7 protein-coding genes and 1 pseudogene are annotated in these 14,253 nt (G+C 68.6%); 3 read left to right on the plus strand and 5 right to left on the minus strand.

The features are described from left to right. The first annotated feature begins 1 nt into the window (after position 1). Positions 2 to 1,198: pseudogene (locus T428_RS25360) on the plus strand (NAD(P)-dependent malic enzyme). After that, complete coding sequence (locus tag T428_RS0103300; protein WP_025735344.1) at positions 1,195 to 2,067, plus strand: glycine betaine ABC transporter substrate-binding protein; 873 nt, start codon at positions 1,195 to 1,197, stop codon at positions 2,065 to 2,067. The pseudogene T428_RS25360 and the gene T428_RS0103300 overlap by 4 nt, the downstream one beginning before the upstream one ends. A 4-nt stretch (positions 2,068 to 2,071) precedes the next feature. Here the strand turns inward: T428_RS0103300 and T428_RS0103305 are convergent, their stop codons facing one another. The 4 genes from T428_RS0103305 to T428_RS0103320 all read right to left on the minus strand — a co-directional run bounded on the left by T428_RS0103305 (position 2,072) and on the right by T428_RS0103320 (position 8,613). Next, a complete protein-coding gene (locus T428_RS0103305) occupies positions 2,072 to 2,902 on the minus strand; it encodes an SDR family NAD(P)-dependent oxidoreductase (RefSeq protein ID WP_025735345.1) in 831 nt (276 codons plus the stop codon). An 88-nt stretch (positions 2,903 to 2,990) separates the two neighbouring features. Next, on the minus strand, positions 2,991 to 3,857 hold the full coding sequence (locus T428_RS0103310; protein WP_025735346.1) for an SDR family NAD(P)-dependent oxidoreductase: 867 nt from the start codon (positions 3,855 to 3,857) through the stop codon (positions 2,991 to 2,993). Between the two features lie 78 nt (positions 3,858 to 3,935). Next, positions 3,936 to 7,655, minus strand: a complete 3,720-nt coding sequence (locus T428_RS0103315) for a multifunctional oxoglutarate decarboxylase/oxoglutarate dehydrogenase thiamine pyrophosphate-binding subunit/dihydrolipoyllysine-residue succinyltransferase subunit (RefSeq protein WP_025735347.1) — start codon at positions 7,653 to 7,655, stop codon at positions 3,936 to 3,938. A gap of 178 nt (positions 7,656 to 7,833) precedes the next feature. Continuing rightward, on the minus strand, positions 7,834 to 8,613 hold the full coding sequence (locus T428_RS0103320) for a hypothetical protein (RefSeq protein WP_025735348.1): 780 nt from the start codon (positions 8,611 to 8,613) through the stop codon (positions 7,834 to 7,836). Positions 8,614 to 8,851: 238 nt separating this feature from the next. On the opposite strand from T428_RS0103320, the gene T428_RS0103325 reads away from it, so the two are divergent. After that, the gene (locus tag T428_RS0103325) at positions 8,852 to 10,792 is read left to right on the plus strand and encodes an MFS transporter (RefSeq protein ID WP_036466863.1); all 1,941 of its coding nucleotides are present in this window, start codon (positions 8,852 to 8,854) and stop codon (positions 10,790 to 10,792) included. Between the two features lie 4 nt (positions 10,793 to 10,796). Here the strand turns inward: T428_RS0103325 and T428_RS0103330 are convergent, their stop codons facing one another. Continuing rightward, positions 10,797 to 14,201, minus strand: a complete 3,405-nt coding sequence (locus tag T428_RS0103330) for a TM0106 family RecB-like putative nuclease (RefSeq protein ID WP_025735350.1) — start codon at positions 14,199 to 14,201, stop codon at positions 10,797 to 10,799. Between the last annotated feature and the right edge of the window lie 52 nt (positions 14,202 to 14,253).

Consider the following 14,253-nt stretch of genomic DNA (forward strand, 5'->3'; position numbering starts at 1 on the left):
AATGAGTAGTCAGTACCCTGAGCGCGTGTCCGAAATCGTGCCACCACAGATCGTCATCGGGGACGACGAGATCTTCGAGGCCCATGTCGGTGGGAAGCTTTCGGTCGAGATGAAGGCCCCGCTGGACACGCAGCGCGCGTTGTCGATCGCCTACACGCCGGGTGTCGCACAGGTCAGTCGGGCCAGCGCCGCCGACCACACCCTGGCCGACCGCTACACGTGGGCGAACCGGCTGGTGGCCGTCGTCAGCGACGGCAGCGCCGTGCTCGGTCTCGGCGACATCGGACCGGCGGCGGCGCTGCCGGTGATGGAGGGCAAGAGCGCGCTGTTCAAACAGTTCGCCAACCTCGACGCGATCCCGATCGTGCTGGACACCAAGAATCCCGACGAGATCGTCGAAACCCTGGTGCGGCTGCGGCCCACGTTCGGCGCGGTGAACCTCGAGGACATCTCCGCGCCGCGCTGCTTCGAGATCGAACGACGGGTCATCGAGGCGCTGGACTGCCCGGTCATGCACGACGATCAGCACGGCATTGCGATCGTGGTGCTGGCCGCGCTGATGGGCGCCGCCAAGTTGCTCGGCCGCGACATGGGCTCGCTGCGGGTGGTGGTCTCGGGCGCCGGGGCGGCAGGCGTCGCGTGCTCGAAACTCCTTCTCGCAATGGGGGTTTCGGACATCACCGTGCTCGACTCACGCGGCATCCTGCACACCGGGCGCGACGACATGAACACCGTCAAGACCGAGCTGGCCCGCGAGAGTAACCCCCGCGGTCTGGCCGGTAGCATGGTGGAAGCGCTCAAGGAAGCCGACGTGTTTCTCGGGGTGTCGGCCGGCGTGGTGCCCGAGGAGCTGATCGCCACGATGGCCCCCGATTGCATCGTGTTCGCGCTGTCCAACCCCGACCCGGAGATCCACCCCGACCTCGCGGCCAAGTACGCCGCCGTGGTGGCCACCGGCCGCAGCGATTTCCCGAACTAGATCAACAATGTGCTGGCCTTCCCCAGGGTGTTCCGCGGCGCGCTGGATGCCGGGGCGCGACGGATCACCGAGACGATGATGGTGGCCGCCGCCGAGGCGATCTTCTCCGTCGTCAGCGACGACCTCGCGGCCGACCGGATCGTGCCGAGCCCGCTGGACCCGGGTGTCGGTGAGGCGGTGGCGCGAGCCGTGGCGCGGGCGGCAGACCCCTCGGAGTGAGTATCGGCAAGCTCGCGGCGCTGTTGTCCGCCGTCGTGCTCGCTGGCTGGCTCGTCGCCGGCTGTTCGGCCGGTACCGGTGATGAAACGCCTGGCCTGGTGGTCGGTTCGAAGCACGACCCCACCTCGCGGCTGCTGGCCGGCGTCTACCTCGCCGCGCTGCGGTCCTACGGTTTCGCCGCCCGCGCCGAGACCGTCGACGATCCGCTGGCGCGGCTGGACTCGGGCGCCGTTACCGTCACGCCCGCGTTCACCGGCCAGACGCTGCAGGCCCTGCAGCCCGACGCGACGGCGATCTCCGACGCGCAGGTCTACCGCGCGATGGTGTCGGCACTGCCCGAGGGCGTCGCCGCGGGCGACTACACCACCGCCGCCGAGGACAAGCCCGTGCTGCTGGTGACGCAACCCACCGCCAAGGCCTGGGGCAGTCAGGACCGCAGCGCGGAGCTGTCCGCGCTGCCAAAGCACTGCGACGGCCTGGTCGTCGGGATAGTGGCCGGGCACTGGGCGCCGTCGGTGATCGGCGGGTGCAAGCTGCCCACGCCGCGTGAATTCTCAGATGGCACAACGATGTTCGCGGCAGTACGGGGCGGGCAGCTGACCGCGGGGTGGACCACCACCGCTGACCCGGCCATCCCGGGGGACCTGGTGGCGCTGGCCGACGGCAAACCCGCGCTGATCCGCGCGGAGAACGTGGTGCCGCTGTATCGGCGCAATGCACTGACGGATCGGCAGGTGTTGGCGATCAACGAGGTGGCCGGCGTGCTGGACACCTCGGCGCTGGCCGACATGCGCCGCCAAGTGGCCGGCGGCGCCGACGCGGTGGCGGTCGCCGGCGGCTGGCTCGCCGAACACCCGCTCGGGCGCTGAGGGTCTACTTCTTGCGCGGCACGACCCGACGCGTGACGGGTGCGAACAGCCGCTGATAGCCCGAGCCGGTCAGCCGCACCAGGGCGTCGAGAATCTTGGCGTCGGTGCCGACCAGCACCCGGGCCTTGTTCTTGCGAACGCCCTCCAAGATCACTCGCGCTGCCTTCTCCGGGGTGGTGCTGGCCATCTTCTTGTCGAACGCTTTGGCCAATTCGGCCGCGTCGAGTCCTTCGGCGGCGGTGGCGTTGCGCGCGATCCCGGTCTTGATGCCGCCCGGATGCACGGTGGTGACCTTCACCGGATGCCCGGCCACCCACATCTCCTGGCGCAGCGCCTCGGTGAAGCCCCGCACCGCGAATTTGGCCGCGTTGTACGCGCCCTGGCTCGGCACGGAGAACAACCCGAACACGCTGGAGATGTTGACGACGTGGCCGTCGCCGGAGGCGATCAGGTGGGGCAGAAAAGCCTTGGTGCCGTTGACAACTCCCCAGAAGTCGACATCCATCACCCGCTCGATGTCCTTGAACTGGCTGACCTCGATGTCGCCGGTGAAGGCGATGCCGGCGTTGTTGTAGATCTGGTTGACCTTGCCGAAGTGGTCGTTGACCTCGTCGGCGTAGGCCAGGAAGGCCTCGCGCTCGGTGACGTCGAGTCGGTCGGCTTTGACCGGCGCGCCGATGGCCTTCAGCTGTTCTTCGGTCTGCGCCAGACCCTCGGTGTTGACGTCGCTGATCGCCAGGCTGGCACCCGCGCGGCCGAGCTCGACGGCCAGCGCCTGACCGATACCCGAGCCCGCGCCCGTGACCACCGCGACCTTGCCGGCGAAACCCTGCATGCGCACCCTCCGTCGTGTCGGCCATTGTCTCGAGTGCCTCGAGATTACCGGTACCGGCGGTCTCGGGCAGCAGCCGGGTCGCCGAGCGTCAGCTCATGCGGGCCAGCAGTCGGCGCCCGGCGGTCGCCACCCGACCCACCAGGCCCGGCCCGCCGAACAGGACCTCGTGATAGCTATTGCTGGCCACCCGGACCAGCAGGTCCGCGGACTTCGCGTCGGCGCCGACCAGCACGCGGGCCTTGTTCTTGCCCACCGCCGCCAAGATGGTCTGGGCGGCCTGTTGCGGTGTCGTCTTGGCGACCTGCTGGTCGAAATTTTCCAGCATCTCGTCGTGGTCGATACCCATACCCTCGGCGACGACGGCGTTGCTGCCGAATGCGGTCTTGACGCCACCCGGGTGCACCACGGTCACCCTCACCCGGTGGCCGGCCGCCGCCATCTCCTGGCGCAGCGCCTCGGTGAACCCGCGGACGGCGAACTTGGCCGAGACGTAGGCGACCTGGCCCGGCAGCGCCATCACCCCGAGCACGCTGGAGATGTTGACGACGTGGCCGTCCCCGGAGGCGATCAGGTGGGGCAGAAAAGCCTTGGTGCCGTTGACAACTCCCCAGAAGTCGACATCCATCACCCGCTCGATGTCCTTGAAGCCGCTGAGCTCGAGCGTGCCGATGTGGGTGAGCCCCGCGTTGTTGTAGATCTGGTTGACCTTGCCGAAGTGGTCGTTGACCTCGTCGGCGTAGGCCAGGAAGGCCTCGCGCTCGGTGACGTCGAGCCGGTCGGCTTTGACCGGCGCGCCGATGGCCTTCAGCTGTTCTTCGGTCTGCGCCAGACCCTCGCTATTGACGTCACTGATCGCCAGGCTGGCACCCGCGCGGCCGAGCTCGATGGCCAGCGCCTGACCGATGCCCGAACCCGCGCCGGTCACGACGGCGACCCTGCCGGCGAACTTCTGCATGTACACCCTTTCCAAAGGCCGCTCCATGCGTCGAGGTTAACCGGTTCCCACAGCCGCCCAACCGGTGAATGGTGAATCTCAGCCGAACGCGGTGTCGAGTATCTCCTGTTGCTCGACCGCGTGCACCTTGGACGATCCCGACGAGGGCGCCGACATCGCCCGCCGTGAGATGCGCCTGATCCCGGTCAGTTTGTCCGGCAGCAGCTCGGGCAGCTCCAGGCCGAACCGCGGCCACGCGCCCTGATTCGCCGGCTCTTCCTGCACCCAGAAATACTCGCTGACGTCCGGGTAGCGGTCCAGCGTTTCGCCCAGGCGCCGCTTCGGCAGCGGCGCGAGCTGCTCGATCCGCACGATCGCGACGTCGTCGCGGTTGTCCTTGGCCTTGCGTGCCACCAGCTCGTAGTAGAGCTTGCCGCTGGTCAGCAGGATTCTGCGGACCTTGCCGCGATCGCCGATGCCGTCCTCGTAGGTGGGTTCCTCCAGCACCGAGCGGAACTTGATCTCGGTGAAGTCCCGGATGTCGCTGACGGCCGCCTTGTTGCGCAGCATCGACTTCGGGGTGAAGACGATCAGCGGGCGTTGAATGCCGTCCAGGGCGTGGCGGCGCAGCAGGTGGAAGTAGTTCGACGGCGTCGACGGCATCGCGATCGTCATCGACCCCTCGGCCCACAGCTGCAGGAAGCGTTCGATCCGCCCGGAGGTGTGGTCGGGACCCTGGCCCTCGTGCCCGTGCGGCAGCAGCAGCACCACGTTGGACAGCTGGCCCCACTTGGCCTCGCCGGAGCTGATGAACTCGTCGATGATCGACTGCGCACCGTTGACGAAGTCGCCGAACTGCCCTTCCCACAACACCAGCGCGTCCGGGTTGCCCACGGTGTAGCCGTACTCGAAACCGACGGCGGCGTACTCGGACAGCGGGGAGTCGTAAACCAGGAACTTGCCCCCGGTCGGGGTGCCGTCGGGGTTGGTCGCCAGCAGCTGCAGCGGCGTGAACTCCGCGCAGTTGTGGCGGTCGATGATCACCGCATGCCGCTGCGAGAACGTGCTGCGGCGGGTGTCCTGTCCGGACAGCCGGATCAGCTTGCCCTCGGCGACCAGGGATCCCAGTGCCAGCAGCTCGGCGAAGGCCCAGTCGATCTTGCCCTCGTAGGCCATCTCGCGGCGCTTTTCCAGCATCGGCCGCACGCGCGGGTGCACGGTGAATCCCTCCGGGACGGCCAGGAACGCGTCGCCGATGCGGGCCAGCAGCGATTTGTCCACCGCGGTCGCCAGCCCGGCGGGCACCAGCTGGTCGGCCTCCACCGATTCGCTGGGCTGCACGCCGTGCTTTTCGACCTCGCGGACCTCGTTGAACACCTGCTCGAGCTGGTCCTGGTAGTCGCGCAGCGCGTCCTCGGCCTCCTTCATCGAGATGTCGCCGCGGCCGATCAGGGCCTCGGTGTAGCTCTTGCGGGCGCCGCGCTTGGTGTCGACGACGTCGTACATGTAGGGGTTGGTCATCGACGGGTCGTCGCCCTCGTTGTGGCCGCGGCGGCGGTAGCACAGCATGTCGATGACGACGTCCTTGCGGAACTTCTGGCGGAAGTCCACGGCCAGCCGGGCCACCCACACGCACGCTTCCGGGTCGTCGCCGTTGACGTGGAAGATCGGCGCGCCGATCATTTTCGCCACGTCGGTGCAGTACTCGCTGGACCGGGAGAACTCCGGTGCGGTGGTGAAGCCGATCTGGTTGTTGACGATGACGTGGATGGTGCCGCCGACGCGATAGCCGGGCAGCAGCGCCAGGTTCAGTGTCTCGGCGACCACCCCCTGGCCGGCGAACGCGGCGTCGCCGTGCAGCATCAGCGGCATGACCGAGAAACCGTCCTCGCTGTCGCCCTTGTCCAGCAGGTCCTGCTTGGCCCGAACCAATCCCTCCAGCACCGGGTCGACGGCCTCGAGGTGCGACGGGTTGGCCGTCAGCGACACCTGAATGTCGTTGTCGCCGAACATCTGTAGGTACACGCCGGTGGCGCCGAGGTGGTACTTGACGTCGCCGGAACCGTGCGCCTGCGCGGGGTTGAGGTTGCCCTCGAACTCCGAGAAGATCTGCGAGTAGGGCTTGCCCACGATGTTGGCCAGCACGTTGAGCCGGCCGCGGTGCGGCATCGCGATGACCACTTCGTCCAGGCCGTGCTCGGCGCACTGGTCGATCACCGCGTCCATCAGCGGGATCTGGCTTTCGGCGCCTTCCAGTGAGAATCGTTTCTGCCCAACGTATTTGGTTTGCAGGAAGGTTTCGAAGGCCTCGGCGGCGTTGAGCTTGCTGAGGATGTATTTCTGCTCGCCGACCGTCGGTTTGACGTGTTTGGTCTCGATCCGTTCTTCCAGCCAGCGCTGCTGCTCGGGCTCGAGGATGTGGGTGTACTCGACGCCGATGTGGCGGCAGTACGCGTCGCGCAGCAGGCCCAGCACGTCGCGCAGCTTCGAATATTGGCGGCCGCCAAAGCCGTTGACCTTGAACACCCGGTCCAGATCCCACAGCGTCAGGCCGTGGTTGAGGATCTCCAGGTCCGGGTGACTGCGGAATCGGCTGGTGTCCAACCGCAGCGGGTCGATGTCGGCCATCAGATGCCCGCGATTGCGGTAGGCCGCGATCAGTTCCATCACCCGGGCGTTCTTGTCGACGATCGAGTCCGGGTTGTCCGTGCTCCACCGCACCGGCAGGTACGGGTTGCCCAACTCGCGGAAGATCTCGTCCCAGAACGCATCCGAGAGCAGCATCTCGTGAATGGCGCGCAGAAAGTCGCCGGACTCCGCACCCTGGATGATGCGGTGGTCGTAGGTCGAGGTGAGGGTGATCAGCTTCCCGATCCCGAGTTCGGCGATGCGCTCCTCGCTGGCGCCCTGGAATTCGGCGGGGTACTCCATCGCGCCCACACCGATGATGGCGCCCTGGCCGGCCATCAGCCGCGGCACCGAGTGCACGGTACCGATGGTGCCCGGGTTGGTCAGCGAAATCGTCACTCCGGCAAAGTCTTCGGCGGTCAGCTTGCCGTCGCGGGCGCGGCGCACGATGTCTTCGTAGGCGGAGACGAACTCGGCGAACCGCATGGTCTCGCAGCCCTTGATGCCGGCTACCACCAGGGAGCGTTTGCCGTCCTTGCCCTGCAAGTCGATGGCCAGACCGAGGTTGGTGTGGGCCGGGGTGACCGCGGTGGGCTTGCCGTCGACCTCGGCGTAGTGCCGGTTCATGTTCGGGAACTGCTTGACCGCCTGCACCAGCGCGTAGCCCAGCAGGTGGGTGAAGGAGATCTTGCCGCCGCGGGTGCGCTTGAGCTGGTTGTTGATGACGATGCGGTTGTCGATCATCAGCTTGGCCGGAATCGCCCGGACGCTGGTCGCCGTCGGCACGTCCAGCGACGCCGACATGCTCTTGACGACGGCCGCGGCGGCGCCGCGCAAAACCTGCACTTCGTCGCCCTCGGCCGGCGGGGCCGCGGCGGGCTTCGGAGCGGGAGCGGTGGGCGGCGGTGCCGCGGCGCCGTTGCCGGCGCCGGCGGTGGCGGCGGGCTTGGCCGAGGCGGGCGTGGGCGCGGCGGCCGGCTGCTCGGTGACGGCGACCGGCTTGGGCGCCGTGGCGGGCTGTCCGTCACCGGGGCTCGGGGTGTCCTGGGTGGCGGCGGTGGGCTCGGGGTTGTAGTCCATCAGGAACTCGTGCCAGCTCGGATCCACTGACGACGGGTCGTCGCGGAACTTGCGGTACATCTCCTCGACCAGCCATTCGTTTTGCCCGAATGGGGAACTGCTGTTGCTCACGGCCGCTGTTCGCCTCAATCCTTTTGTCCTGCAGGCTCTGTCAAGAGCTATCGCCCCGACGCCCGCGACTCTGTGCACCTCGGTTGACGAGGTACCTCACACCCGCGGCGGACTACTACGCTTCCGCCCCATAAAGGCTAACCCTTCGCGGGTAATTCGCCAGCGTGACCACCGAGTGCTACCGGCCCACCTCGCGCACCGTCGGCAACACGTGCAAGGGGTTCGGCCAGCGGGGCGGCGGCGGGCCGAAAGCCTGGCGCGCATTGCGGACGATCCTCTTTCCCACGATACGGTTGCCGCCACCGCCGACCACGGCGCCGATGCCGACGGGCAGCATTTTGCCGAACATCAAAGCGCCCCGTCGCAGCGCGTACCGCTTGACGAAGAATTTGAGCATCCGGGTGTTGAGCCGCCCCAGGCTCGACAGCGGCAGCGATGCCATGCCCTCGGCCAGCCAGCCGCCGTTGGTGCGCCCCGGACCGATCAGCTCGCCGATGGCCCGCTTGCTGTCGTCGCCGACCAGGACGGCCAGCACCAGCGCGCGGCGCCGCTCGTAGTGATCGGCGGGGATGCCGTGGACGTGGGCGGTCGACAGCACGAAGATCGCGGTCGCTTCCAGGAAGAACACCGTTTCGCCGGCGCCCGCCGACATCGCGGTCAACGTCCCGATCCCGGGGAAGGTCGCCGCCGAACCCACCGCGGCCCCGCTGGCCGTCAACGCGGTCAGGTAGCGGTTTTCCAGCTTGGTGATGATCTCGGCCGGGCTGGCGCCCGGGTAGGTCCGGCGTAGCCGGGCCACCAGGGCCTCGGCGGCCGGGCCCTGGACCCGCGAACTGCGCTCGATGACCTGCGCCAATGCGCGCGTAGCTGCCTTCGGGCGACCGGGCGACGCGTTCTCGGGCGGTTGCTCGGATCGTCTCAGGGATCTGAGCCCTGACCTGTTGCGTCGCGCGCTCATGGGTGCCTCTCTTGGCGAATGGCGTTCCTCTCAGGCTAACGCGAGTTTGCTGAACGCGGCGCAAACGCCGAGGTGCGCGCGTCTGCCCGACCGCCGGCGACCTCCGGCCGGCCGACCCGGAATAATGCAGGCTGGACACCGCTCGAGCCGTTTGTCGGCCGCGGCTGGGGGAGTCGCTGCGTACAACACCTGCTCACGGCGACAAGCCGGTCGCCGGGCGCTGAAGCGAGGTGAGTACATGACCACGGCCACGTCCGGGTCGTCCGGGCAAGCCCGGCGCACGGGGCCGAGTCGTGCCGATATGTCCGCGGACCAGAAGTTACTTGCCCGATCGGGGTCGCGCGGCAGCCGAAACCCGTGGCACGTGCTGTGGGCGATGATGATCGGGTTCTTCATGATCATGGTCGACTCGACCATCGTCGCGATCGCCAACCCGACCCTCATGAGCGACTTGCGCATCGGCTACGACGCCGTGGTCTGGGTGACGAGCGCCTACCTGCTCGGTTATGCGGTGGTGTTGCTGGTGGCCGGCCGGCTCGGCGATCGATTCGGCCCGAAGAACCTCTATCTGATCGGTCTGGTGGTGTTCACCGCCGCCTCGTTGTGGTGCGGGCTGGCCGGCAGCGCCGGCATGCTGATCGCCGCTCGGGTGGTGCAGGGCATCGGTGCCGGGGTGCTCACCCCCCAGACCCTGACGGTGATCACCCGGATCTTCCCGCCGCAGCGGCGCGGGGTGGCGGCCAGCGTGTGGGGGGCCACCGCCGGGGTCGCCAGCCTGGTGGGGCCGCTGGCCGGCGGTGTACTGGTGGACGGGCTGGGCTGGGAGTGGATCTTCTTCGTCAACTTCCCGATCGGCATCGTCGCGCTGGCGCTGGCGGTGTGGCTGGTGCCACAGCTGCCCACCCGGGCGCATCGGTTCGATCTGGTGGGCGTCTGCTTGTCCGGGGTGGGCACGTTCCTGATCGTGTTCGGTCTGCAGCAGGGCCAGTCCGCCGGATGGCAGCCGTGGATCTGGGCGACGGTCGTCGCCGGTATCGGGTTCGTCTCGGCGTTCGTCTACTGGCAGTCGGTGAACACCCAGGAGCCGCTGATCCCGTTGGACGTGTTCACCGACCGCGATTTCAGCCTGTGCAGCCTCGGGGTCGGCATCACCTCATTCGCGGCCACGGCCTTGATGTTGCCGGTGATCTTCTATGCGCAGACCGTGTGCGGGTTGTCGCCGACCCGCTCGGCGCTGCTGATCGCGCCGATGGCGATCGCCAACGGTGTGCTCGCGCCGTTGGCCGGCCGCATCGTCGATCGATACCACCCACGGCCGGTGCTCGGTTTCGGCTTTTCGGTGTTGGCGATCGCGCTGACTTGGTTGGCGTTCGAGATGGCCCCGGACACGCCGATCTGGCGATTGGCGGTGCCGTTCACCGCGATCGGTGTCGGCATGGCGTTTGTGTGGTCGCCGCTGACGGCCACCGCCAGCCGTAATCTGCCGCCGGAGCTGGCCGGCGCCAGCTCCGCTGTCTACAACTCGGTTCGCCAGCTCGGGGCGGTGTTCGGCAGCGCGGCGATGGCCGCGTTCATGACGTGGCGCATCGGTGCCGAGCTGCCCGACGGGTCCGAACGGGACGCGGGGGATGGCGCAATCCGGTTACAGTTGCCCGAATTCGTGCGCGAGCCCTTCTCGGTCGCGATGTCGCAGTCGGTGCTGTTACCGGCGTTCATCACGCTGTTCGGGATCGGCGCCGCCCTGTTCCTGATCGGCTTCGCACCCTCCGGCGTCGGTGCGGCGCCGCCCGACTTTGACGATGACGATGATGACGACGACTACGTCGAAGTCATCCTGCGCCGCGAGCAGGCCGGCGAGCCGACAGCGGTGAGCGCGCCGCCCGAGGTGCTGCATACCGACCCCGTCGAGTCGCGCCGCCGCCGCCGCGACGACCCGCCGTCGCGGCCCGAACCGATTGGTTTCGCCCACAACGGCTCTCACGTCGACCGCGAAAAACGCTTCCGACCCACCGTCGACCTGCCACCGCACTGGCACGGTCCGGCCACCCGCAGCGACCGCAGTGCGCCGTCGCCGGGGCGGCGGGTGAACGGCGCCACGCGGGGCGCGCGGGGTCCGCGCTACGGCCCGGACCCGGACGACGACGCAAGAGGTAGCGGCCGGCACTCCTCGGGTAGGTAGCCGCTCAGGCGTTCGCCGTCAGCGCCAAGAAGCCGCCCAGTTCTAACAGGCCGGCCGGCGTGGTGGGCAAGTACTCGGTCAGCAGCTCCGAACGCACGATCACCGCCGCGTACTGCGCCCGGCTGACTGCCACGTTGAGCCGATTCCTGTTGAGCAGGAACGAGATTCCCCGCAGCACCTCGTCGGCCGACGATGCCGTCATCGAGATGAAGACCACCGGTGCCTGGCCGCCCTGGAACTTGTCGACGGTTCCAACCCGCACCGCGCCCAGACCAGCGGAGGCCAACCGCTGGCGCACCAGCGACACCTGAGCGTTGTACGGCGCCAGCACCAGCACATCCGGGGCGGCCAACGCCCGGGTGCCGTGCTCGTCGGTCCAGGCGGATCCGAGCAGCCGGCGGATCTCGGCGACGATCGCGTCGGCTTCCTCGGGGCTTTCAGTCGAATTGCCTTGGTGGTGAACCGAACACACGCGCACACCGGGCTGGCAGCCCTCCAGGCGGCGCGCCGCGGTGCGCTCGGTCACCGGATGCAGCCTGCCTTCGTACGACAGCTCGGAGACCGCGGCGCAGACCGCCGGGTGCATCCGGTAGGACAGGTCCAGGAAGTAGCCGCGCTCATCGGGCAGTGTGCGCTGACCGTCGACCAGCCAGTCGAGCGCGGACGAGTCGACCGGCTCGGGGTGCGTGCCCTGACTGACCTGCGGCAGCTGTTGGGGGTCGCCGAGCAGCAGCAGGTTGCCGGCCGCCGGCGCCACCGCGATCGTGTTGGCCAGGCAGAACTGGCCGGCCTCGTCGATGACGAGCAGATCCAGGCTGCCCGGCGGCACCCGGTTGGCGTTGGCGAAATCCCAAGCCGTACCCCCGATCACGCATCCGCTGGTGGCGAAGATGAATGCGCCGTACTGGCTGCCGTCGATCTCCTGCCAGCGCGGCGCGTGGTGGTCGTATTTCTTCTTCGCGACCCGGCCCGGTTCCAGCCCGGCGTCCAGCACGGCGTCGAGCAGGTTCTCCACCGTGGCGTGCGATTGGGCCACCACACCGACGCGCCAGCGGTGTTCGGTGACCAGGCGGGTGATCACCTGGGCGGCCGTGTAGGTCTTTCCGGTTCCCGGTGGGCCGTGCACCGCCAGGTAGGACGACTCGAGATCCAGCGTCGCGGCGGTGATATCGGCGATGGTGTAGCCGGTGCGTGGGAGCGCGCCGCCGCTTTTGGTGCGGGGCGCGCGGCGCAGCAGCAGGTCGATCATGGCGGTGCGGGGCAGCCGCGGCAGCGCGGCGGCCACCGCGGTCGCGGTGGCTTCGATCGATTCACGCAGCGCGGCGGTGGGAAGCGGCGGGCCGGGGGTCAGCGCGAAGGGTAGTTGATGAAAGGTGTTGCCGTCTTTGCCGATTCGTTCCAGGATGACGACTTCGGTGGGGACCGCCGGATCGTCGACCTCGACGACGGTGGCCCGTCCGGCCGCCCGCTGGTCGGGATTGTCGCTCATGCTCGGCGGGGCCGGTGCCTCGTACAGCGCGAACACGTCGGTCATCAGGTCGCCGCGCGCGAGCTCACCGCGCAGCGTCACCCGCCGCTGCGGCTTGCGGGCCCGCGGCGGGGTATGCCAGTCCACGCTGACGGTTGCCGCGTCGACGACAAAGACGTCGGTGTCGTCCGCCCATTCGTCGACCGGGAAGTTCAGCCGTTCGAAATGGGCCCACCAGAACGGTTTTTCCTCCCGCCGGTGGTAGCCGCGCGCCGCGCCCACCAGGGCGACGGCGACCTGCTCCGGCGTGCGGTCGCCGGCCGCGGCGTCCCCGGTGAACGCGGCCAGCGTCGCCGCCAGCTCGTCGTGGTCGTCGGCGGTGTCGCCGCCGGACACCGGCTGGGCGCCAACCGGTGTGACACCGGACTCCCAGGCGCGCACCAGCAACCAGTTGCGCAGTTCCTGCGTCGAGCGGCAGTCGTACTGGTTGTAGTCCTCGATCTCCTTGAGCACGGTCTCGGTTTCGCCGACGCGGCCGGCGTCGCGCAGCTCGCAGGCCTTGGCGTAGGAGGTGATCGAATCGGCGGCCGTGGTGACATCGCCCGAGCGCAGCTGGGCGCCCATGTAGAGCGGCTCGAGGGCCTTGAGGCTGAACGACTCGGCGCCGGGTCGAATGCTCTTGCGCACCAACGGGTACAGGTCGACCAGGATCCCGCTGCGCAACAATTCGTCGACCTCGTCCTCGCCGACGCCGTAGCGTCCGGCAAGCCGCAACAGTGCCGTCTTCTCGTACGGCGCGTAGTGGTAGATGTGCATGTTGGGCCGGCGCTTGCGGCGCTTTTTGACCATCGCCAGGAAATCGACCAAAGCCTTGCGCTCCTCGACCCGGTTGTGCGCCCACAGCGGGCTGAACTTCCCGGCCGCGTCCAGCACGCCGAACAGGTACTCCAGGCCCCAATCCCGGCCGTCGGCGGTCCACAGCGGATCACCTTCGAAGTCGAAGAACAGATCGCCGGGGTCGGGCTCCGGCAACAGTGCCAGCGGCTGCGCATCGACGACCTGGAACTGCGGAACGCCGGTATCACGTTGCCGGACTTGCAGTTTCGCCTGAGCGGTCAGCTTGTCCAGCGCGCTGGGCGCCAGATCGGGCACCGGCCCGCGGTGTCGGGCCAGGTCGGCGACCGTGCCGATCCCGGCAGCAATCAGCTTGTCCCGCTGGCTGATTCGCATCCCGGCCACCAGCAGCAGGTCGTCTGTCGCCTGCACCTGCTCGACGCAGAGCGGGCACCGAAAACACGCCCGCACGGCGTCGTCTTCCCAGCGCACCGCCGTTCCGGCGGCGTAATGCTCGTCGAGGAGGCGCTGCAGCAGCGCGCGCTGGGATCGAAACACGGGGATCAGATCGCAGACGCGGTAACGCACGATCGAGCCGTCGCCCAGCCGCAGCTCGGCCTCGTCGGCGACGGACACGCCCATCCCGGTCAGCGCGTCGGCGTAGGCCGCCAGCTGCAGCAATGCGGTGACCTTGGGGGAGCGGGCCAGCTTGGTGTCGACGAGCCGATACCGTTCGCCGTCGGCGACCAGGAAGTCGGCGAACCCGACGAAGCGGCCGTCGAACATCGCCGCCTGATACACCACCCGGGCGCGGTTGGCGATCGCGCGCCGCGTCGCCTCGGCGGCGGCGGTCAGCCCGGCCAAGGTGTAGGCCGGACGGCCGATGACGGCGACACCTTCGGCGAACTCGGTACGCAGCCGGTCGAGTTCGCGTTGCTCGTGCTCGTCACCGAGGGCGGCGGTGCGCGCCAGCAGTTCGTCCTCGACGTCGACGGCGGGGCCCCAGCCCAGCTTGGCATCGAAATTCCGGAGTAGGGCGTATTCGCATCGGGCGGCCGCGGCCAGGTCCGACGCGCTGTACACGATGCTGTCGTCGGTGACGAACACAGCAGCCACTGTAGGTGAGGCGACCGACAGCGATGCGGTGCCGCGACCGCGC

The sequence above is a fragment of the Mycobacterium genavense ATCC 51234 genome, from assembly GCF_000526915.1.
Taxonomy (GTDB): Bacteria; Actinomycetota; Actinomycetes; order Mycobacteriales; family Mycobacteriaceae; genus Mycobacterium; species Mycobacterium genavense.